Source organism: Streptomyces sp. NPDC047017, from assembly GCF_040644175.1.
GTDB lineage: Bacteria > Actinomycetota > Actinomycetes > Streptomycetales > Streptomycetaceae > Streptomyces.
This window is the reverse complement of sequence record NZ_JBEYVW010000006.1, coordinates 91,557-112,776: the sequence shown is the minus strand read 5'-3', so window position 1 is coordinate 112,776 and position 21,220 is coordinate 91,557. Positions and strand designations below refer to the sequence as shown.

Sequence of the window (21,220 nt, the reverse complement as noted above, 5' to 3'; positions counted from 1 at the left end):
TTCGGGCGTGAAGTCCCGGATATATCCGTCAAGGTGCCCACAGGGGGCTCATATTTCCGCGAGGTCTCAACTCGGATAAGACCGACAGGGAACCTTGCGTCCGATCTTGCTCCGTCGGCGGTAAGTGGACTATACCTGTCGGCGTCCGCGCAGCCGTTCGACCGGCCGGCGGCGGGCCCGGGGGGAGCCGGAAAGGTGGTTCGACGTGCGAAACGCGTCGGCTTCCTTGTTTTCCCAGCGATCCCGGTAGATGACGCACGAAGTGATTTCTGCACGACCCAGCTTGGCCTACCGCGGTGCCGGGGAGGATCCGGTTCACCGCCTGAGTCCTGGAGAAGGCGAGGACTTGCGCATGGGATCCACTTCCGCCGAGAACCACGGGGGCGTCGGCCGCCGTGACCTGATCAAGCGGTCGGCGGCCCTCGGGCTGATCTCCGTACCCGCGATGAGCTTCCTGTCCGCGTGCGCCAGCGGCGGTGACAGCGGCCAGGACAAGGCCAAGGCGGGCAAGAAGACGGCGAAGAACCCGCTCGGTGTCAATGACACCGCGAAGATGGAATTCGTCCTGTTCGACGGCGGTTTCGGCAAGGAGTACGCCGAGGACGCCACCAAGATCTACCAGCAGGCCTTCCCCAAGGCGACGGTGAAGTTCAGCGCCACCCAGAAGATCCAGTCCACCCTCGGGCCCCGCTTCAACGGGGGCACCCCGCCGGACCTCATCGACAACTCCGGCGCCGAGCAGATGGACATGGGCGGCCTGGTCGGCAAGAACCAGCTCACCGACCTCACCCCGCTGCTCGACGCGCCTTCTTACGACGACCCGAAAAAGAAGGTCCGCGACACGCTGCGCCCGGGCATCGTGGAGATGGGCCAGTTCGACGGCAAGCCGGTCTGGATCCTCTACTACGCCTACACCGTCTACGGCGTCTGGTACTCGCAGAAGGCCCTCGACTCGCTGGACGCGACGTACCCGCAGACCTGGGACGACATGCTCAAGGTCTGCGAGAAGGCCAAGAAGAAGGGCATGGCCGGCTGGACCTACGCCGGCAAGTACCCCTACTACCTCCCGTTCTCCCTGTACCCGATGATCGGCAAGGTCGGCGGCCGCGAGGTCCTGGACGCCATCGACAACCTGGAGCCGAACGCCTGGAAGCACCCGGCCGTCAAGGCCTGTTTCGAGGCGTACTACGAGCTGTACAAGAAGGGCTACATCCTCAAGGGCACCCCGGGCCTCGACCACATCCAGTCGCAGACCGCCTGGGCCAAGGGCGAGGCGCTGTTCATCCCGAACGGCTCCTGGGTGGAGAACGAGTCGGCGTCGGTGATCCCGAAGGACTTCAACCTCGCGGTCTCCGCGCCCAGCGGCCTGGACAGCTCCGACAAGATGCCCTTCGGCACCATCTGGGCCTCCGGCGGCGAGCCCTTCATCGTCCCGGCCAAGGCAGCCAACCCCGAGGGCGGCATGGAGCAGCTGCGCATCATGCTCAGCGAGGCGTCCTCCAAGAACTTCACCGGCAAGGTGAAGTCGCTGACCGCGTACAACGGCGGCACCACCGGCGTCGAGCTGACCCCCGGTCTGAAGTCCGGCGTGGCGGCGCTGGAGAAGGCCGGCTCCAACGTGGTGAACCCGCGCATGCAGGACTGGTACGTGCAGCTGCAGAAGGAGAAGATCGGTGTGGCCGGTCTCGGCGAGATGATGGCCGGCCGCCTCACCCCGGCGGAGGCCATCAGCAAGATCCAGGGCTTCGCCGACGAGGCCGCCAAGGACACGTCGATCAAGCACTACAAGCACCAGTGAGGGTCCGTCACCGGGACTCGCGCGGCGGACCGGGCCGGCCGCCGCGCGAGCCCCGGCGGCACCGCCCGCCCAGAGATCGGGGTCGGTAGCAATGCAGCACGGCAAGTACCGGTTCATCGTGGGGTTCCTGGCCGTACCCCTCGGGCTGTACGCGCTCTTCGTCATCTGGCCGTTCGTCCAGTCGATCTACTACTCGTTCACGGACTGGACCGGCCTGAGTCCCGACTTCAAGATGGTCGGGTTCGACAACTACACGAGGATGTTCCACGACGACATCTTCTGGAAGTCGTTGCAGCACAGTCTGCTGTTCGCCCTGCTGCTGCCGGTGGTGACGCTCGGCCTCGCGCTGTTCTTCGCCTTCATGATCAATGTGGGCGGGCGGCACAGGAAGGGCGGTCCGGTCGTCTCGGGTGTCCGCGGCTCCGCCTTCTACAAGATCGTCTACTTCTTCCCGCAGGTGCTGTCGATCGCGATCGTCGCCCTGCTGTTCGCCTTCGCGTACAACCCGGACAGCGGCGCGCTCAACTCCCTGCTGCGCGGGATCGGGCTGGACGGGGTGCAGCCGCTGTGGCTGGGCGACCCGAACCTCGCCCTGTGGTGCGTGATGGCCGTGCTGGTCTGGTCGCAGGTCGGCTTCTTCGTGGTCCTCTTCTCCGCGGGCATGGCCTCCATCCCGGCGGACCTGTACGAGGCCGCGCTGCTGGACGGCGCCGGCCGGGCCACCACCTTCTTCCGGATCACCCTGCCGCTGCTGTGGGACACCGTGCAGTCCGGCTGGGTCTACATGGGCATCCTCGCGCTCGGCGCGGAGTCGTTCGCGGTCGTGCAGATCATGACGACCGGCCCGGGCGGCCCCGACTACTCGACCACCGTCATGGTCCTGTACGTGTACCAGAAGGCGTTCCGTGACGGCCAGGCCGCCTACGCCACCACGATCGGCGTCGCCCTGCTGGTCGTCACGCTGCTCTTCGCGGGCCTCGTGATGAAGCTGGGCCGGCGCGAGCGGCTGGAGTTCTGATCATGGAAACGACCGAGACCCCCGCCCCCGTTCCGGCCGAGCCCGGCGTCACCGTCACCAAGGCGGCCGCCCCGGCCGGCCAGGAGCCCCGCAAGAAGAAAGAGGGCGGTGTCCTCAACGTCTTCTCGCACGGCGTCCTGATCATCTGGGCGATCATGGTCGTCATGCCGCTGGTGTGGGCGGTGATGACCTCCTTCAAGACCGACAGTTCCATTTTCGCCTCGCCCTGGGCGCTGCCCGACAAGCTGCACTTCGACAACTGGGGGCGGGCCTGGAACGACGCCCATATGAGCGAGTACTTCCTGAACACCGTCCTGGTGGTCGGCGGCTCGCTCATCGGCACCCTGGTGCTCGGCTCGATGGCGGCCTATGTGCTGGCCCGCTTCGACTTCCCGGGCAACCGGTTCATCTACTACCTGTTCGTCGGCGGCATGAGTTTCCCGGTCATGCTGGCGCTGGTCCCGTTGTTCTATGTCGTGAACAACATGGGGCTGCTGAACACCATCCATGGCCTGATCCTGGTCTACATCGCCTATTCGCTGCCGTTCACGGTGTTCTTCCTGACGGCGTTCTTCCGCACCCTGCCGGCCTCGGTCGCGGAAGCCGCCTTCGTGGACGGCGCCTCGCACACCCGGACCTTCTTCCAGATCATGCTGCCGATGGCCAAGCCCGGCCTGATCAGCGTGGGGATCTTCAACTTCCTGGGCCAGTGGAACCAGTACATGCTGCCGACGGTGCTCAACACCGACCCGGACAAGCACGTGCTCACCCAGGGACTGGTGGAGCTGGCCGTCAGCCAGGGCTACAAGGGTGACTGGTCCGGGCTCTTCGCCGGCCTGGTGATGGCGATGCTGCCGGTCCTGGCGGCGTACATCATCTTCCAGCGCCAAGTGGTGCAGGGCCTGACGGCGGGCGCCCTGAAGTAGCCCCCGGGCCGCGCGCCCCTGCTGCTCCGCGTGCCGCTCCCCGGTCTCCCGGGGGGCGGCATCGGCATGCCCGTGCAGACCTGTACCACGGCGGCCCCCGGTCATCCAAGGGGCCGGAAATGGTTCAACCTCTTGACGGGAGGCAACCCGAACGGCTCATCTTAGAGTTCACTTGTTGGACATGGACGGGGCCTCACCGGAGCGGCCCCGCGCTCAGGAGGTCGTCGTGGAGACTCCAGGGTCGCAGTCGTCGCTGCACCGAGCCAACCTGGAGCGGGTCGTACGCGCCGTGCGCCTTGCCGGTTCCCTCACGCAGGCGGAGATCGCGCGGACCACCGGTCTGTCCGCCGCGACGGTCTCCAACATCGTGCGGGAGCTGAAGGACGGGGGAACGGTCCAGGTCATCCCCACCTCGGCGGGCGGCCGCCGGGCCCGCAGCGTGTCCCTGAGCGGGGACGCGGGTGTCGTCATCGGCGTCGACTTCGGGCACACCCATTTGCGGGTCGCGATCGGGAACCTGGCCCACCAGGTGCTGGCCGAGGAGTCCGAGCCGCTGGACGTGGACGCCTCCTGGAGCCAGGGCTTCGACCGGGCCGAGGAGCTGGTCAATCGCCTGATCGCAGCAACGGGCGTCGACCGTTCCAAGATCGCCGGCGTGGGCCTCGGCGTGCCCGGACCCATCGACGTGGAGTCCGGCACCCTGGGCTCCACGGCCATCCTGCCGGGCTGGAGCGGCATCAAGCCCGCCGAGGAACTGCGCGCCCGGCTCGGCGTGCCCGTGCACGTGGACAACGACGCCAACCTGGGCGCCCTGGGCGAGCTGGTCTGGGGCAGCGGGCGCGGGGTGCGCGACCTGGCCTACATCAAGATCGCCAGCGGGGTCGGCGCCGGCCTGGTGATCAACGGGACGATCTACCGCGGCCCCGGCGGCACGGCCGGGGAGATCGGGCACATCACCCTCGACGAGTCGGGCCCGGTGTGCCGCTGCGGCAACCGGGGCTGCCTGGAGACCTTCACCGCCGCCCGCTATGTGCTGCCGCTGCTCCAGCCCAGCCACGGCAGCGACCTGACCATGGAGGGCGTCGTCCGGCTGGCCCGGGACGGCGACCCGGGCTGCCGCCGGGTGATCGCCGACGTCGGCCGCCACATCGGCAGCGGCGTCGCCAATCTGTGCAATCTGCTCAACCCGAGCCGGGTGGTCCTCGGCGGCGACCTCGCCGAGGCCGGCGAGCTGGTCCTCGGGCCCATCAGGGAGTCCGTGAGCCGCTACGCCATCCCCAGCGCCGCCCGTCAACTCTCGGTGCTGCCCGGGGCACTTGGCGGCCGGGCCGAGGTGCTGGGCGCACTCGCCCTGGCGCTCAGCGAGATGGGCGATTCCACCCTTTTGGACGGTACACTGCACGCCCCCGCCCCTGCCTTCACTTAGAGAACGGATGGCACCGTTGCCATCTCGTTAAGGATTTACTTCTTGACGTCGCACGTGTGGCCGAGTTGACTTCCAGCCACCTCGGCCGCAACGTCGCGGCCTCGTCAGGGAGGTTTGAAGAAGTGAACACGCGTATGCGTCGCGCGGCCTTCGCCGTTGCCGCTGGTGCCATGGCCGTCTCGCTCGCCGCCTGCGGCAGCGCCAAGGAGTCCGGTGGCGGCTCCTCCAAGTCTCCCGGGGGCGAGAAGAAGGGCGACGACATCAAGGTCGGCCTCCTCCTCCCGGAGAACCAGACCGCCCGGTACGAGAAGTTCGACCGCCCGCTGATCGAGAAGAAGGTCGCGGAGCTGACGCACAACAAGGGCAAGATCGTCTACGCCAACGCCAAGCAGGACGCGACCCAGCAGAACCAGCAGGTCGAGACGATGATCACCAACAAGGTGGACGTCCTCATCGTCGACCCGGTGGACGCCGCGGCCATCAAGAACTCGGTGCAGAAGGCCAAGGACGCGGGCATCCCGGTCGTCGCCTACGACCGCCTCGCGCAGGGCCCGATCGACGCCTACACGTCCTTCGACAACGTCACCGTGGGCAAGACCCAGGGCCAGGCGCTGCTGCAGGCGCTGGGCGACAAGGCCAAGTCCGGCAAGATCGTCATGATGAACGGCTCCTCCACCGACCCGAACGCCGCGCAGTTCAAGCAGGGCGCGCACTCCGTGCTCGACGGCAAGGTGAACATCGGCAAGGAGTACGACACCAAGGAGTGGAAGGCGGAGAACGCCAACGCCAACATGGAGGGCGCCATCTCCGCCCTCGGCAAGCAGAACATCGTCGGCGTCTACTCCGCCAACGACAGCATGGCCGGCGGCATCATCACCGCCCTCAAGGCGGCCGGCATCACCGTCCCGGTCACCGGCCAGGACGCCGAACTCCCGGGCGTGCAGCGCATCGTCAGCGGCGAGCAGTACATGAGCGTCTACAAGTCCTACCCGCAGGAGGCGAACGTCGCCGCGGAGATGGCCGTGGACCTCGCCCAGGGCAAGCCGCTCGACTCGGTGGCCAAGACCAAGACCGACAGCCCGACCACCAAGGGCGTTCCGACGCAGCTGGTCCCGGTCGTCTCCCTGACCAAGGACAACATCAAGGACACGGTCATCAAGGAGAACATCTACACGGTCGCCGACATCTGCGCCGCGCAGTACAAGGCCGCCTGCGACAAGATCGGCCTGAAGTAGGCCGCACGCGTGCCCATCCCCCGGGGAGCGCGTACCCGCGTCCCCTGGGCCCGGACGTAGTCACGTCCCCAGGCTCCGCCGGCGTCCCGCTCTCGACAGCCCCGCAAGCTCGTGCGGGACGCCGGACGGAACAACCCCCCAAACTTCTGCACAACCTCCCGCCGGGTCAGGCGGCGAAGGAGATGGTTCACGTGTCCGCTACGCCCGTGCTGGCGTTGCGCGGGGTCTCCAAGCGGTTCGGTGCCGTTCAGGCGCTCACCGATGTCACGCTTGAGGTCCACGCCGGTGAGGTGGTCGCCCTGGTGGGCGACAACGGCGCCGGAAAGTCCACGCTGGTCAAGACGATCGCCGGCGTGCACCCCATCGATGAGGGCGTCATCGAGTGGGAAGGCAGGGCCGTCCAGGTCAACAAGCCGCACGACGCCCAGAGCCTGGGCATCGCGACGGTCTACCAGGACCTCGCGCTGTGCGACAACATCGATGTCGTCGGCAACCTCTACCTGGGCCGGGAGCTGCGCCGGGTCGGCGTCCTGGACGAGGTGGAGATGGAGCGCCGCTCGCGCGAGCTGCTGGACCAGCTCTCGATCCGCATCCCCAGTGTCCGCATCCCGATCGCCTCGCTCTCCGGCGGCCAGCGCCAGGTCGTGGCCATCGCCCGCTCCATGCTCGGCGAGCCCAAGCTGGTCATCCTCGACGAGCCCACCGCCGCCCTCGGCGTCGAGCAGACCGCACAGGTGCTCGACCTGGTGGAGCGGCTGCGCGAGCGCGGCCACGCCGTGATCCTCATCAGCCACAACATGGCCGACGTCAAGGCCGTCGCCGACAAGGTGGCCGTCCTGCGGCTCGGCCGCAACAACGGCGTCTTCGAGGTCAAGTCGACCTCCCAGGAAGAGATCATCTCCGCCATCACCGGTGCCACGGACAACGCCGTGACCCGCCGTGCGGCGCGCAGCAACGGGGAGATCAAGAAGTGAGCATCGACAAGACCTCCACACCCCCCGAGGACGGCGCCGTGGCGAACACCGAGGCGGCGGCCGGCGCGGCCGGTGTCGTCGACCCCCGGCTGCTGGTGCGCGAGCAGGGCTTCGCGGGCTACCTCACCGAGTTCAAGCGCAAGATGAAGGCCGGCGACCTCGGCTCGCTGCCGGTCGTCATCGGCCTGGTGATCATCTGGATCATCTTCCAGAGCCTGAACTCCAACTTCCTCACCGCGGGCAACCTCTCCGACATCTCCGTCGCCATGGTCGGCACGGGCATGATCGCGGTCGGCATCGTCTTCGTCCTGCTGCTCGGCGAGATCGACCTGTCGGTCGGCTCGGTCTCCGGTGTCGCGGGCGCCACCTTCGCGGTGCTGAACGTCACCCACGGCATGAACGAGGTGCTGGCCTTCGTGCTGGCCATCCTCACCGGCGCGGTCGCCGGAGCCGTCCACGGCTTCTTCTTCGCGAAGATCGGTGTGCCGGCGTTCGCCGTCACCCTGGCCGGCCTGCTGTTCTGGAACGGCCTCATGCTGAAGGTCCTCGGCGACAACGGCACGATCAACCTCAACGACGGCCTGGTCTCCAAGCTGACCACGTACTACTTCTCCGACGTGGCCGCCGCCTACGGGCTGGCCCTCGCGGTGACCGTCCTGTACTTCCTCAGCGCCTTCTTCGCCAACAAGCGCCGCGAGGCCGCCGGCGTGCCCTCCCGGCCGCTGAGCGAGACCATCCTGCGCACGGTGCTGCTGGCCGTCGTCTCCTTCGCCGCGGCGATCGTCTTCAACCAGTACAAGGGCCTGCCGCTGGCCGTGCTGATCTTCGTCGCGGTGCTGTTCGTCACCGACTTCGTGCTGCGCCGCACCGCGTACGGCCGCAAGGTCTTCGCGCTCGGCGGCAGCGTCGAGGCGTCCCGGCGCGCCGGTATCAACGTGGACATGGTCCGGATCTCGGTCTTCGCGATCTCGGGCACGTTCGCGGCCGTCGGCGGCCTGTTCATCGCCTCCAAGATCGCCGCCGCCAACCAGAGCGCCGGCAGCGGCGACCTGCTGATGAACGCGATCGCGGCGGCCGTGATCGGCGGCACCTCCCTCTTCGGCGGACGTGGCCGCACCTGGAACGCGCTGCTCGGTGTGCTGGTGATCGTCTCGATCCAGTACGGCCTCGCCCTCCAGGGCGTCGCCTCCCCGGTCCAGTACATGATCACCGGTGGTGTCCTGCTGGCGACCGTCGTCATCGACGCGGTCACCCGCAAGACCCAGAAGACGGCCGGCCGCGCCTGACGGCGGCCGACCCAGAGCCTGTGCCCGGCGCCGTCGGCGGTGCCGGGCACAGCCGCGTCCGGGCCGCGCCGCGCCGGCCGGGCCGCCATGACCGCGCCGCCACGGGGTACAGCCGTTCGCGTGACCAACGACCCACCGCCCGGGCCCCGGCCGCCCGGGCGGAACATTAGACTCGACAAGCCCGCCGAAAGCTCGATCAGCTCTATTGCAAGGAGGCACGGGTGCCGCTGCTGACCCGCATCACGGGACCGCGCGATCTGGACCGGCTCAGCATGGAGGAGCTGGACCGGCTGGCGGAGGAGATCCGGACCTTCCTGGTCGACGCCGTCTCCAAGACCGGCGGTCACCTCGGCCCCAACCTGGGTGTGGTGGAGCTGACCATCGCCCTGCACCGGGTCTTCCACTCGCCCAAGGACAAGGTGCTGTGGGACACCGGCCACCAGTCCTACGTGCACAAACTGCTCACCGGCCGCCAGGACTTCTCGAAGCTCAAGATGAAGGGCGGCCTGTCCGGCTACCCCTCGCAGGCGGAGTCCGAGCACGACGTCATCGAGAACAGCCACGCCTCCACCGTGCTCGGCTGGGCCGACGGCATCGCCAAGGGCAACGAGATCCTGCGGCGCGACGCCCATGTCGCCGCCGTCATCGGCGACGGCGCGCTGACCGGCGGCATGGCCTGGGAGGCGCTCAACAACATCGCCGACGCCAAGGACCGCCCGCTGGTCATCGTCGTCAACGACAACGAGCGCTCCTACGCGCCCACCATCGGCGGCCTCGCCAACCACCTGGCCACCCTGCGCACCACCGACGGCTACGAGCGCTTCCTCGCCCGCACCAAGGAGGTCCTGGAGCGCACCCCGGTCGTCGGCAGGCCGCTGTACGAGACGCTGCACGGCGCGAAGAAGGGCCTCAAGGACTTCATCACCCCGCAGGGCATGTTCGAGGACCTGGGCCTGAAGTACGTCGGCCCGATCGACGGCCACGACATCGAGGCCCTGGAGTCCGCGCTGACCCGCGCCAAGCGCTTCGGCGGCCCGGTCATCGTGCACTGCCTCACCGAGAAGGGCCGCGGCTACCAGCCCGCCCTGCAGGACGAGGCCGACCGCTTCCACGCCGTCGGCAAGATCCACCCGGACACCGGCCTGCCGATCGCCGCCTCCGGCGCCGACTGGACCTCCGTCTTCGGCGAGGAGATGGTCCGGCTCGGCAAGGAGCGCGCGGACATCGTGGCCATCACGGCCGCCATGCTCCAGCCGGTCGGCCTGGACAAGTTCGCCAAGGCGTTCCCCGACCGGGTGTACGACGTCGGCATCGCCGAGCAGCACGGCGCGGTCTCCGCCGCCGGCCTCGCCCACGCCGGCGTGCACCCCGTCTTCGCCGTGTACGCCACCTTCCTCAACCGCGCCTTCGACCAGGTGCTGATGGACGTGGCCCTGCACAAGTGCGGTGTCACCTTCGTGCTGGACCGGGCCGGTGTCACCGGCACCGACGGCGCCTCCCACAACGGCATGTGGGACATGTCCATCCTCCAGGTCGTGCCCGGGCTGCGGCTGGCCGCGCCGCGCGACGCCGACCAGGTCCGCGCCCAGCTGCGCGAGGCCGTCGCGGTCGACGACGCGCCGACCGTGGTCCGCTTCTCCAAGGGCGCCGTCGGGCCCGCCGTACCGGCCGTGGGCCGCGTCGGCGGCATGGACGTGCTGCGCGAGCCCGGCACCGACACCCCCGACGTGCTGCTCGTCTCCGTCGGCGCGCTCGCCCCGATGTGCCTGGAGATCGCGACCCTCCTGGACAAGCAGGGCATCTCCACCACCGTCGTCGACCCGCGCTGGGTCAAGCCCGTCGACGAGGCCATGGCCCCGCTGGCCGAACGGCACCGCGTGGTCGTCACCGTCGAGGACAACTCCCGGGTCGGCGGGGTCGGCTCCACCGTCGCCCAGGCCCTGCGGGACGCCGGGGTGGACGTACCGCTGCGCGACTTCGGCATTCCGCCGCGCTTCCTCGACCACGCCTCGCGCGCCGAGGTGATGGCGGAGATCGGCCTGACCGCGCCGGACATCGCCCGCCAGGTCACCGGTCTGGTCTCCAAGCTGGACGGCCGGTTCGCCCGGACGGCCGCCGCCGTCGACCCGGCGGTGCAGCCCGCGCGCGACTGAGCGGCCGTCACCGTCCCGATGCGGAAAAGGGCCGGTTCCGTCACCTTCCACGGGTGGCGGAACCGGCCCTTCTGCGTGACCCTGCCAGTGCCGGGGCATACGCGTCCCCAGCCCTCTTGATCACGTCGAGCCAGGCGGAGGCGACAAGCGTGGGAGGCAGGCCGTGAGCAATTCGCTGTTCCGGACGAAGAACATCGAGCAGTCCATCCAGGACACGGAGGAACCCGAGCACGCGCTGCGCAAGTCCCTGTCCGCCCTGGACCTGACCGTGTTCGGCGTCGGCGTCATCATCGGCACCGGCATCTTCGTCCTCACCGGCACGGCCGCCAGGAACACCGCCGGACCCGCCGTGTCCCTGGCGTTCGTCGTCGCCGGCGTGGTCTGCGCGCTGGCCGCCCTGTGCTACGCCGAGTTCGCCTCCACGGTCCCCGTCGCCGGATCGGCCTACACCTTCTCCTACTCCTCGCTCGGCGAGTTCCCCGCCTGGATCATCGGCTGGGACCTGGTCCTGGAACTCGCGCTCGGCACGGCGGTGGTCGCCGTCGGCTGGTCCGGGTACATCCACTCACTGCTCGACAACGCGGGCTGGCACCTGCCCGCCTACCTCGGCGGCCGCGACGGCGCCTCCGGGTTCGGCTTCGACATCCTCGCCGCCGCGCTCGTCCTGGTCCTCACCGCCATCCTCGTCGTCGGCATGAAGCTGTCCGCGCGGGTCACCACGGTCGTCGTCGCCGTCAAGGTGGCGGTCGTGCTGGTCGTCATCATCGCCGGTGCCTTCTTCGTCAAGTCCGGCAACTACGACCCGTTCATCCCGAAGCAGCAGCCGGTCGCGGCGGGCGGCAACCTCAAGGCGCCGCTCATCCAGCTCATGATCGGCTGGGCGCCCTCGAACTTCGGCGTCATGGGCATCTTCACCGCCGCCTCCGTCGTCTTCTTCGCCTTCATCGGTTTCGACGTGGTGGCCACCGCCGCCGAGGAGACCCGCGACCCGCAGCGCGACGTGCCGCGCGGCATCCTCGGCTCCCTGGTCATCTGCACCACGCTGTACGTCGCCGTGTCCATCGTGGTGACCGGCATGCAGAAGTACAGCGCGCTGTCCGTGGACGCGCCGCTCGCCGACGCCTTCAAGTCCACCGGCCACCCGTGGTTCGCGGGCCTGATCAGCTTCGGCGCCGCCGTCGGCCTGACCACGGTGTGCATGATCCTGCTGCTCGGCCAGTCCCGGGTCTTCTTCGCGATGAGCCGCGACGGCCTGCTGCCCCGGTTCTTCTCCCACACCCACCCGCGCTTCCGCACCCCCTACCGGCCGACCATCCTGCTCGGCGTGATCATCGCGATCGTCGCGGGCTTCACCAGCCTGAGCGAACTGGCCGAACTGGTGAACATCGGCACCCTGTTCGCCTTCATCGTGGTCGCGATCAGCGTGATCATCCTCCGCAGGACCCGCCCCGACCTGCACCGCTCCTTCCGGACCCCGCTGGTGCCCGTCGTGCCGATCGTCTCGGTGCTGGCCTCGCTGTGGCTGATGCTGAACCTGCCCGCCGAGACCTGGCTGCGGTTCGCCGTCTGGATGGCGATCGGCTTCGTCGTCTACTTCTGCTACGGCCGCACCCACAGCCGCCTCGCCGAGCGCGAACGCACCCGCACGGCGACCGGGACACCGGGCGCGGGCACCGGGGGAGCGGCGTAGGGCCTGTCTGACCGTTCCCGTCGTCGCCCGGAGGGCGACCGCGCGGGGTCAGGTGCGTGCTTCTGGGGGTCCCCCCTGCTCGAAGAGCTTGGGGGAGCGTGCATGGCGTCGCGCGGCAGACGGGAAGGGTCGGACAGGCCCTAGGCTCCCGTCGGCTCAGCCGCGTACCGTGCGCGGCCCGGTGACTTCGGCGCCCCGCCGGGTGACCCGGCGCCGCAGCTCCCGGTCCGCCGTCACCACCAGCACGCTGCGTCCGGCGGCCTGCTCGACCAGTTCGACGATACGGTCGTCGCCGCTGCCGGGCGCCGCCTCGACCCGTACGCCCGCCACCGGCGCCACCCCGCGGGCGGCGCCCTCGACGACCAGGACGACCTCCACCGGCCCGGGCAGCCCGGGCAGCCCCGGCTCCGCGTACGCCGCCAGCCGGTCCCGCAGCCGTTCGGCGGCCCCCTGCCGGTCGCGCCACCACCCGTCGGGCACCGAGCCGACCACGTTGGCGCCGTCCACCACCAGCAGCGGCACGGACGCCGCCGCGCTCCCGTTCTCCGTCATGCGCCCAGCCTGCCACGCACGGGAAGGGGGTGTGCCGCACGGAAGCCACCGTGCGGCACACCCCCTTGCGGCGGCGGGCCGGTTACGCCGGGACCGACGCCACGCCCGGAGCCAGGAACTTCTTGCCGGCCACCCGCTCCGACACGCCCTCACGGTCCAGGTACGGCGTGATGCCGCCCAGGTGGAAGGGCCAGCCGGCGCCGGTGATCAGGCACAGGTCGATGTCCTGCGCCTCGGCGACCACGCCCTCCTCCAGCATGAGGGCGATCTCCTGCGCGACCGCGTCGAGCACCCGCGCCCGCACCTGCTCCTCCGTCAGGACGACATCGCCCTGCTTGAGCAGCGCGGCGACCTCGGGGTCCAGCTCGGGCTTGCCGCTGTCGTAGACGTAGAAGCCGCGCTTGCCGGCCTCGACGACCGCCTTGAGGTTCGGGGAGACCGTGAAGCGGTCCGGGAACGCCTGGTTGAGCGTCTCCGAGACGTGCAGGCCGATCGCCGGACCGACCAGCTCCAGCAGCACCAGCGGGGACATGGGCAGGCCGAGCGGCTCGACCGCCTTCTCCGCCACCTCCACCGGGGTGCCCTCGTCGATGACGTTCTGGATCTCGCCCATGAAGCGGGTCAGGATGCGGTTGACCACGAACGCCGGGGCGTCCTTGACCAGCACCGCGGTCTTCTTCAGCTTCCGGGCCACCGCGAACGCGGTCGCCAGCGAGGCGTCGTCGGTCTGCTCGCCGCGCACGATCTCCAGGAGCGGCAGGATCGCGACCGGGTTGAAGAAGTGGAAGCCGACGACCCGCTCGGGGTGCTTCAGCTTCGAGGCCATCTCCGACACCGAGAGCGAGGAGGTGTTCGTGGCGAGGATCGCGTGCGCCGGGGCGACCGCCTCGACCTCCGCGAACACCTTCTGCTTGACGCCCATCTCCTCGAACACCGCTTCGATGACGAAGTCGGCGTCCGCGAAGCCCTCGGCCTTGTCCAGGACGCCGGTCACCAGCGCCTTGAGGCGGTTGGCCTTGTCCTGGTTGATACGGCCCTTGCCCAGCAGCTTCTCGATCTCGGCGTGGACGTAGCCCACACCCTTGTCGACGCGCTCCTGGTCGATGTCCGTGAGGACGACCGGCACTTCGAGGCGGCGCAGGAAGAGCAGCGCCAGCTGCGAGGCCATCAGGCCCGCGCCGACCACGCCCACCTTGGTCACCGGACGGGCCAGATTCTTGTCCGGCGCGCCGGCGGGCCGCTTGGCGCGCTTCTGCACCAGGTTGAACGAGTAGATGCCGGCGCGCAGTTCGCCGCCCATGATCAGGTCCGCCAGGGCCTGGTCCTCGGCGTCGAAACCGGCCTGCAGGTCACCGTCCTTGGCGGCGGCGATGATGTCCAGGGCGCGGTAGGCGGCCGGGGCCGCGCCGTGCACCTTGGAGTCGGCGATGAACCGGCCGCGCGCGACGGCCTGGTCCCAGCCCTCGCCGCGGTCGATCGCCGGACGCTCCACGGCGATCTCGCCCTTGAGGACGGACGCCGTCCAGATCAGCGACTGCTCCAGGAAGTCCGCGCCCTCGAACAGGGCGTCGGCGATGCCCAGTTCGTAGACCTGCACACCCTTGAGCTGGCGGTTCTGGTTGAGGCTGTTCTCGATGATCACCGAGACGGCCTTGTCCGCGCCGATCAGGTTCGGCAGCAGCGCGCAGCCGCCCCAGCCCGGCACCAGGCCGAGGAAGACCTCGGGCAGCGAGAACGCCGGGAGGGCCGCGGACACCGTGCGGTAGGTGCAGTGCAGGCCGACCTCGACGCCACCGCCCATCGCCGCGCCGTTGTAGTACGCGAAGGTGGGCACGGCCAGCTGCGCCAGGCGCTTGAAGACCTCGTGACCGCCCTTGCCGATGGCCAGCGCGTGGTCGTGCTGCTTGAGCAGCTCGACGCCCTTGAGGTCGGCGCCGACGGCGAAGATGAACGGTTTGCCGGTGATGCCGACGCCGGTGATCTCGCCGTCCGCGGCCTCCTTCTCGACCCGGTCGATCGCGGTGTTCAGGTTCGCGAGCGACTGCGGGCCGAAGGTGGTCGGCTTGGTGTGGTCGAAGCCGTTGTCCAGGGTGATGAGCGCGAAGCGGCCCGCACCGAGCGGCAGGTCGAAGTGGCGTACGTGCGCCTGCGTGACGACCTCGTCCGGGAACAGCTCGGCCGCGCCCTTCAGGAGTTCAGCGGTGGTGCTCACTTGTCGCCTCCGTCGAAGTGCGGGTTCTCCCAGATGACCGTCGCGCCCATGCCGAAGCCGACGCACATGGTGGTCAGGCCGTAGCGGACCTGCGGCTGCTCCTCGAACTGGCGGGCCAGCTGGGTCATCAGCCGGACGCCGGAGGAGGCCAGCGGGTGACCGAAGGCGATCGCGCCGCCGTACTGGTTGACGCGCTCGTCGTCGTCCGCGATGCCGTAGTGGTCGAGCAGGGCGAGGACCTGCACGGCGAAGGCCTCGTTGATCTCGAACAGGCCGATGTCGGAGATGGACAGACCCGCCTTGGCGAGCGCCTTCTCGGTGGCCGGGATCGGGCCGTAGCCCATGACCTCCGGCTCCACGCCCGCGAAGGCGTAGGAGACCAGGCGCATCTTGACCGGCAGGCCGTTCTCGCGGGCGAACTCCTCGCTCGCGATGACGGAGGCGGTGGCGCCGTCGTTCAGGCCGGCCGCGTTGCCCGCGGTGACCCGGCCGTGCACGCGGAACGGCGTCTTGAGACCCGCCAGGTTCTCCAGCGTGGTGCCCGGGCGCATCGGCTCGTCCGCCGTGACCAGGCCCCAGCCGGTCTCGCCGCCCTCGGGCGTGGTGCGGCGCACCGAGATCGGCACCAGGTCGGCCTGGATCCTGCCGTTGGCGTACGCCTTGGCGGCCTTCTCCTGGGAGCGGACCGCGTACTCGTCGGCGCGCAGCTTGGTGATGTGCGGGTAGCGGTCGTGCAGGTTCTCCGCCGTCATGCCCATGAACAGGGCGGACTCGTCGACCAGCTTCTCGCTGACGAACCGCGGGTTGGGGTCGACGCCCTCGCCCATCGGGTGGCGGCCCATGTGCTCGACACCGCCCGCGATGGCCATGTCGTACGCGCCGAAGGCGACCGAGCCGGCCACCGAGGTGACGGCGGTCAGCGCGCCCGCGCACATGCGGTCGATGGAGTAGCCGGGGACCGAGGTGGGCAGGCCCGCGAGGATGCCCGCCGTGCGGCCGAGGGTCAGGCCCTGGTCGCCGATCTGCGTGGTCGCGGCGATGGCGACCTCGTCGACCTTCTTCGGGTCGAGACCCGGGTTGCGGCGCAGCAGCTCCCGGATCGCCTTCACGACGAGGTCGTCGGCGCGGGTCTCGTGGTAGATGCCCTTCGGGCCCGCCTTGCCGAACGGGGTGCGGACGCCGTCGACGAAGACGACGTCCCTGACGGTACGAGGCACGATGGCTCTCCTCCAGGGTGCGGGGTGGCACTGCTGCGGCGCACACTCGCTGAGCGCGCGCTCAGCGTTCATGCTACTCGCGGGTAATGTTGCTGCCCAGTCCCCCCGCCCCAAGCGGCGAAGGTCACACCCGGAACCACGTGCCCCGAAACGGGTGCGGGGAACTGCGCGAGCAACCCACCACGCACCGGCACCTGCCGCACGACCCCACGCCCTACGGCGCCGAAGCGTCACCCCCGCCGGCCAGCGCGGCGACCAGTACGGGCGTCACCTGCTCGATCTGCCACGCCCGCGCCCCGAACCCGGCGAGCGCCGCGCCGACGGACTCCCGGTCGGCCGGCTTCGGCGGCTCCCAGCACAGCCGGCGCACCGTGTCCGGCGCGATCAGGTTCTCCTGGGGCATGTTCAGCTGCTCGGCCAGCGCGGAGACCGCGGTCCGGGCCGCCGACAGCCGCTCGGCCGCCACCGGGTCCTTGTCGGCCCACGCCCGCGGCGGCGGGGGGCCGGTGAGCTGCTGGCCCTGCGGCGGCAGCGCCGACTCGGGCAGGGTCCGGGCCCGGTCCACCGCGGCCTGCCACTGCTCCAGCTGGCGCCGGCTCGTGCGGTGCCCGAAGCCGTTGAGCCCGGCGAGCGCGTGCACGTTCGGCGGCAGCGCGAGGGCGGTCTCCACGATGGCCGCGTCCGAGAGCACCTTGCCCGGCGAGACGTCCCGGCGCTGGGCGATGCGGTCGCGGGCCTCCCACAGCTCGCGCACGACGGCGAGCTGGCGCCTGCGCCGCACCTTGTGCATGCCCGAGGTGCGCCGCCAGGGCTCCTTGCGCGGCTCGGGCGGCGGCGCGGAGGCGATGGCGTCGAACTCCTGCAGGGCCCACTCCAGCTTGCCCTGCCGGTCCAGCTCCTTCTCCAGGGCGTCGCGCAGGTCGACGAGGAGTTCCACATCGAGGGCGGCGTAGCGCAGCCACGGCTCGGGCAGCGGGCGGGTGGACCAGTCGACGGCGGAGTGGCCCTTCTCCAGGACGAAGCCGAGGACGTTCTCGACCATCGCGCCGAGCCCGACCCGGGGGAAGCCGGCGAGCCGGCCGGCCAGCTCGGTGTCGAACAGCCGGGTGGGGACCATGCCTATCTCGCGCAGGCACGGCAGGTCCTGGGTGGCGGCGTGCAGCACCCACTCGACGCCGGACAGCGCCTCGCCGAGGCCGGACAGGTCCGGGCAGCCGACGGGGTCGATCAGCGCGGTCCCGGCGCCTTCGCGGCGCAGCTGGACCAGATAGGCGCGCTGCCCGTAGCGGTAGCCGGAGGCGCGCTCGGCGTCGACGGCGACGGGCCCGGAGCCGGCCGCGAACGCGGCGACCACCTCGGCGAGCGCGTCGGCGTCGGCGATCACGGGCGGGATGCCCTCGCGCGGTTCGAGCAGCGGGATCGGCGCCCCGGTGTCAGAAGTTCCGCTGTCGTCCGGAGGGGCGCCTCCGGTGGTGCGCAGTGAGCTGTCTGCTGCGGTTTCTTGGGCGTCGGTCACATGTCAAGGGTATCGGTGGATGGGCGGCGCCCGCCGACGGAACGTTCCGTCGGCGGGCGCCGTGGGGTCGTGAACCGGTCAGGTCGCGGACGCGTCCGGTGCACGGCCGGCAGGGGGGAAGGGGCCGGGCACCTCGGTGGGACAGGGCTCGGCGCGGCGGGGGAGGGGGACGGGGAGGGGACGGTGGAACGTGCGGCGGGAAAGTCGGCAAACGGGGGATGCGGCGGCCGGGGTGCGGGGCCGGGTCAGTGGATGATGCCGGTGCGCAGGGCGACGGCGACCATTCCGGCGCGGTCGCCGGTGCCGAGCTTGCGGGCGATGCGGGCGAGGTGGCTCTTGACGGTCAGCGCGGACAGGCCCATCGAGACGCCGATCGCCTTGTTGGACTGTCCTTCGGCGACCAGCCGCAGCACCTCGACCTCACGGCCGGACAGCTCGCGGTAGCCACCCGGGTGGCTCGGGGCACCCGGGGGACGGCGGTGCAGCCGGGTGGCGCCGATGGGGGCGGCACCCGGCCGGGTGGGGAGTCCGAGGTTGGTGCGGGTGCCGGTGACGACGTAGCCCTTCACACCGCCCGCGAGGGCGTTGCGGACGGCGCCGATGTCGTCTGCGGCCGACAGGGCCAGGCCGTTGGGCCAGCCGGCCGCCCGGGTCTCGGACAGCAGGGTGAGCCCGGAGCCGTCGGGCAGGTGCACGTCGGCGACGCAGATGTCGCGCGGGTTGCCGATGCGGGGGCGGGCCTCCGCGACGGACGACGCCTCGATGACGTCCCGGACTCCGAGCGCCCACAGATGACGGGTGACGGTGGAACGGACACGCGGGTCGGCCACGACGACCATGGCGGTCGGCTTGTTCGGGCGGTAGGCGACCAGGCTTGCGGGCTGCTCAAGGAGAACGGACACCAGGCCTCCTGGGGGTGGGGGGACGGGGCCGGCTTGTGGGGAGGAAGCCGGGACTAACCGTGCTTGCAAGGTCACAGTCGTCTTCGGCATCAAACCCCTTGTCCTTTAGAGAATGATCACTATCTGGTGAGTAACAATGCGTTCAATTCGGACAGACTGTCGATCATCCGAAGGTCGAATCGGTTCACTCAGGGCCGTTCGAGGTCGATAGATGCGCGAAAGTGGCCGTATCGACAAAGACATCGCAAGGGACGGGTAAGACGCCGGACGTGTGTGCGGTCGCGGTGGCAGGGATGGCCGGGGCGGTTGGGGGGGCAAGGGGGGCGGGGGCAGGGAGGCCGGACACGGCGAACGGCCCGGGCGGTGTTCCGCCCGGGCCGTTCGCCGGAGAGGTCGTTCGGTGGAGAGGTCCTTCGAGGATTCGTGGGTCTCAGCGGGACTGGGGGCCGCGCCGCTGCGGCAGCGTCACCACGGACGCGTCACCGGGCCCGGCCGGCGGCAGGCCCGCGACCTGGGCCAGCAGATCGCACCAGGAGGCCAGGTGCGCCCCGGTGTCCGGCACCCCGCCCAGCCCCTCGCGGGGCGTCCAGGAGGCGCGGATCTCGATCTGCGAGGCGGCCGGGCGCGCGGCCAGCCCGCCGAAGTAGTGGGAGGAGGCGCGGGTGACGGTGCCGCTCGGCTCGCCGTACCCGAGGCCGCGCGCCTGCAACGCCCCGGTCAGCCAGGACCAGCACACCTCCGGCAGCAGCGGATCGGCGGCCATCTCCGGCTCCAGCTCCGCCCGCACCAGGGTCACCAGCCGGAAGGTGCCCCGCCAGGCGTCGTGCCCGGCCGGATCGTGCAGCAGCACCAGCCTCCCGTCGGCGAGGTCCTGGTCGCCGTCGACGACCGTGGCCTCCAGCGCGTACGCGAACGGCGCCAGGCGCTGCGGCGCCGGTACCTGCTCGATCTCCACCTGCGGCCGCAGCCGCGCCGCCCTCAGCGCGTCGACGGCGGCCCGGAAGGGCAAGGGAACGTGGTCCTTCCCGCCTGCATCACCGTCCCCCTCCTTCGTGTCGTCCATTCCGCCAGTGCCGTCCGACCGTCGTCCCTGTGCCGCAGCCATGCCGGGAAGATTAAGGGGAACCGGGCCTTCGTGCAGGGCAAGACACCCCGCCGCAGGCAGCGGCGCCGTCCGGGGGCCGCACACCGCGGCCCCCGCGCCCCCGGCGCCGTGCGAGACTTGCCACCGTGAGTGCCAACGAGACGCCCGCCAGTCACCAGCCGCCGACCGCCACCTACGACTCCGCCTTCCTCAAGGCGTGCAGGCGTGAACCGGTGCCGCACACCCCGGTGTGGTTCATGCGGCAAGCCGGGCGCTCGCTGCCCGAGTACCGCAAGGTGCGCGAGGGCATCGGGATGCTCGACTCCTGCATGCGCCCCGACCTCGTCACCGAGATCACCCTCCAGCCGGTGCGCCGGCACGACGTGGACGCGGCGATCTACTTCAGCGACATCGTGGTGCCGCTGAAGGCCATCGGTGTCGACCTCGACATCAAGCCCGGCATCGGCCCGGTCGTCGAGCGTCCGTTCCGCACCCGCGAGGACCTGGCCCGGCTGCGCGACCTGACCCCCGAGGACGTCCCCTACGTCACCGAGGCGATCGGCATGCTCACCCGCGAGCTGGGCGCCACCCCGCTGATCGGCTTCGCCGGCGCCCCGTTCACCCTCGCGAGCTACCTCGTCGAGGGCGGCCCGTCGCGCACGTACGAGAACGCCAAGGCGATGATGTACGGCGACCCCGAGCTGTGGCGGGACCTGCTCGACCGGCTCGCCGCCGTCACGGGCGCCTTCCTGAAGGTGCAGATCGAGGCGGGCGCGAGCGCCGTGCAGCTCTTCGACTCCTGGGCCGGGGCGCTGGCCCCCGCCGACTACCGCCGCTCGGTGCTGCCGGCCTCCGCGAAGGTCTTCGAGGCCGTCGCCGGGTACGGCGTCCCGCGCATCCACTTCGGCGTGGGCACCGGCGAGCTGCTGGGCCTGATGAGCGAGGCCGGCGCGGACGTGGTCGGCGTGGACTGGCGGGTGCCGATGGACGAGGCCGCCCGCCGGATCGGCCCGGGCAAGGCGCTCCAGGGCAACCTGGACCCGACCGTGCTGTTCGCCTCCCGCGAGGCCGTCGAGGCCAAGACCCGCGAGGTGCTGGAGGCCGCCGCCGGCCTGGAGGGGCACGTCTTCAACCTCGGGCACGGCGTCATGCCGGCCACCGACCCCGACGCGCTCACCCGGCTCGTGGAGTACGTGCACACGCGCACGGCCCGCTGACCCGGCCGGCCCGT

At 70.4% G+C, this 21,220-nt stretch carries 16 protein-coding genes; 10 read left to right on the top strand and 6 right to left on the bottom strand.

The window, feature by feature from the left end:
• The first annotated feature begins 352 nt into the window (after nucleotides 1-352).
• The 9 genes from ngcE to ABZ858_RS12345 all read left to right on the top strand — a co-directional run bounded on the left by ngcE (nucleotide 353) and on the right by ABZ858_RS12345 (nucleotide 12,506).
• On the top strand, nucleotides 353-1,798 hold the full coding sequence (gene ngcE, locus ABZ858_RS12385) for an N-acetylglucosamine/diacetylchitobiose ABC transporter substrate-binding protein (protein ID WP_361375519.1): 1,446 nt from the start codon (nucleotides 353-355) through the stop codon (nucleotides 1,796-1,798).
• A 91-nt stretch (nucleotides 1,799-1,889) separates the two neighbouring features.
• Nucleotides 1,890-2,816, top strand: a complete 927-nt coding sequence (locus tag ABZ858_RS12380) for a sugar ABC transporter permease (protein ID WP_361375517.1) — start codon at nucleotides 1,890-1,892, stop codon at nucleotides 2,814-2,816.
• 2 nt (nucleotides 2,817-2,818) lie between these two features.
• Nucleotides 2,819-3,742: a carbohydrate ABC transporter permease gene (locus ABZ858_RS12375; RefSeq protein WP_361375515.1), complete on the top strand. Its 924-nt coding sequence runs from the start codon at nucleotides 2,819-2,821 to the stop codon at nucleotides 3,740-3,742.
• 226 nt (nucleotides 3,743-3,968) lie between these two features.
• Nucleotides 3,969-5,168, top strand: a complete 1,200-nt coding sequence (locus ABZ858_RS12370; RefSeq protein ID WP_361375513.1) for an ROK family transcriptional regulator — start codon at nucleotides 3,969-3,971, stop codon at nucleotides 5,166-5,168.
• A gap of 134 nt (nucleotides 5,169-5,302) precedes the next feature.
• Nucleotides 5,303-6,403 carry a sugar ABC transporter substrate-binding protein gene (locus ABZ858_RS12365; protein ID WP_361376164.1) on the top strand — a complete coding sequence of 367 codons (1,101 nt, stop codon included), beginning with the start codon at nucleotides 5,303-5,305 and terminating at the stop codon, nucleotides 6,401-6,403.
• 182 nt (nucleotides 6,404-6,585) lie between these two features.
• On the top strand, nucleotides 6,586-7,377 hold the full coding sequence (locus tag ABZ858_RS12360) for an ATP-binding cassette domain-containing protein (RefSeq protein WP_361375512.1): 792 nt from the start codon (nucleotides 6,586-6,588) through the stop codon (nucleotides 7,375-7,377).
• Entirely contained in the window at nucleotides 7,374-8,663 is a 1,290-nt protein-coding gene (locus ABZ858_RS12355) for a sugar ABC transporter permease (protein WP_361375510.1), read from the top strand. Before ABZ858_RS12360 ends, ABZ858_RS12355 begins: the two co-directional genes overlap by 4 nt.
• Before the next feature lie 221 nt (nucleotides 8,664-8,884).
• Entirely contained in the window at nucleotides 8,885-10,816 is a 1,932-nt protein-coding gene (gene dxs, locus ABZ858_RS12350) for a 1-deoxy-D-xylulose-5-phosphate synthase (protein WP_361375508.1), read from the top strand.
• 163 nt (nucleotides 10,817-10,979) lie between these two features.
• Nucleotides 10,980-12,506, top strand: coding sequence for an amino acid permease (locus ABZ858_RS12345; protein ID WP_361375506.1), 1,527 nt, complete (start codon nucleotides 10,980-10,982; stop codon nucleotides 12,504-12,506).
• A 156-nt stretch (nucleotides 12,507-12,662) separates the two neighbouring features.
• Here ABZ858_RS12345 and ABZ858_RS12340 read toward each other — a convergent pair whose 3' ends face one another.
• The 6 genes from ABZ858_RS12340 to ABZ858_RS12315 form a co-directional block, all read right to left on the bottom strand.
• Nucleotides 12,663-13,058 carry an NTP pyrophosphohydrolase gene (locus ABZ858_RS12340; RefSeq protein WP_361375504.1) on the bottom strand — a complete coding sequence of 132 codons (396 nt, stop codon included), beginning with the start codon at nucleotides 13,056-13,058 and terminating at the stop codon, nucleotides 12,663-12,665.
• Nucleotides 13,059-13,140: 82 nt separating this feature from the next.
• Nucleotides 13,141-15,270 carry a 3-hydroxyacyl-CoA dehydrogenase NAD-binding domain-containing protein gene (locus ABZ858_RS12335; RefSeq protein WP_361375502.1) on the bottom strand — a complete coding sequence of 710 codons (2,130 nt, stop codon included), beginning with the start codon at nucleotides 15,268-15,270 and terminating at the stop codon, nucleotides 13,141-13,143.
• Nucleotides 15,267-16,487 (bottom strand): acetyl-CoA C-acyltransferase, encoded by a 1,221-nt coding sequence (locus ABZ858_RS12330; RefSeq protein ID WP_361375500.1) that lies wholly within the window; start codon nucleotides 16,485-16,487, stop codon nucleotides 15,267-15,269. The genes ABZ858_RS12335 and ABZ858_RS12330 overlap by 4 nt, the downstream gene beginning before the upstream one ends.
• A gap of 214 nt (nucleotides 16,488-16,701) precedes the next feature.
• Nucleotides 16,702-18,003 carry a ribonuclease D gene (locus tag ABZ858_RS12325; RefSeq protein WP_361375498.1) on the bottom strand — a complete coding sequence of 434 codons (1,302 nt, stop codon included), beginning with the start codon at nucleotides 18,001-18,003 and terminating at the stop codon, nucleotides 16,702-16,704.
• Between the two features lie 245 nt (nucleotides 18,004-18,248).
• Nucleotides 18,249-18,905: a response regulator transcription factor gene (locus ABZ858_RS12320; protein ID WP_361375496.1), complete on the bottom strand. Its 657-nt coding sequence runs from the start codon at nucleotides 18,903-18,905 to the stop codon at nucleotides 18,249-18,251.
• A gap of 430 nt (nucleotides 18,906-19,335) precedes the next feature.
• Nucleotides 19,336-20,010, bottom strand: a complete 675-nt coding sequence (locus ABZ858_RS12315) for a DUF3000 domain-containing protein (RefSeq protein ID WP_361375494.1) — start codon at nucleotides 20,008-20,010, stop codon at nucleotides 19,336-19,338.
• 125 nt (nucleotides 20,011-20,135) lie between these two features.
• On the opposite strand from ABZ858_RS12315, the gene hemE reads away from it, so the two are divergent.
• Nucleotides 20,136-21,206, top strand: coding sequence for a uroporphyrinogen decarboxylase (gene hemE, locus ABZ858_RS12310; RefSeq protein ID WP_361375492.1), 1,071 nt, complete (start codon nucleotides 20,136-20,138; stop codon nucleotides 21,204-21,206).
• The last annotated feature ends 14 nt before the right edge of the window (nucleotides 21,207-21,220 follow it).

Excerpts from the sequence above, each read along its gene's own strand:
- ngcE (WP_361375519.1), top strand. The coding sequence starts at position 353 with ATGGGATCCACTTCCGCCGAGAACCACGGGGGCGTCGGCCGCCGTGAC.
- ABZ858_RS12380 (WP_361375517.1), top strand. The coding sequence starts at position 1,890 with ATGCAGCACGGCAAGTACCGGTTCATCGTGGGGTTCCTGGCCGTACCC.
- ABZ858_RS12375 (WP_361375515.1), top strand. The coding sequence starts at position 2,819 with ATGGAAACGACCGAGACCCCCGCCCCCGTTCCGGCCGAGCCCGGCGTC.
- ABZ858_RS12365 (WP_361376164.1), top strand. The coding sequence starts at position 5,303 with ATGCGTCGCGCGGCCTTCGCCGTTGCCGCTGGTGCCATGGCCGTCTCG.
- ABZ858_RS12360 (WP_361375512.1), top strand. The coding sequence starts at position 6,586 with ATGGTTCACGTGTCCGCTACGCCCGTGCTGGCGTTGCGCGGGGTCTCC.
- ABZ858_RS12340 (WP_361375504.1), bottom strand. The coding sequence starts at position 13,058 with ATGACGGAGAACGGGAGCGCGGCGGCGTCCGTGCCGCTGCTGGTGGTG.
- ABZ858_RS12315 (WP_361375494.1), bottom strand. The coding sequence starts at position 20,010 with ATGGCTGCGGCACAGGGACGACGGTCGGACGGCACTGGCGGAATGGAC.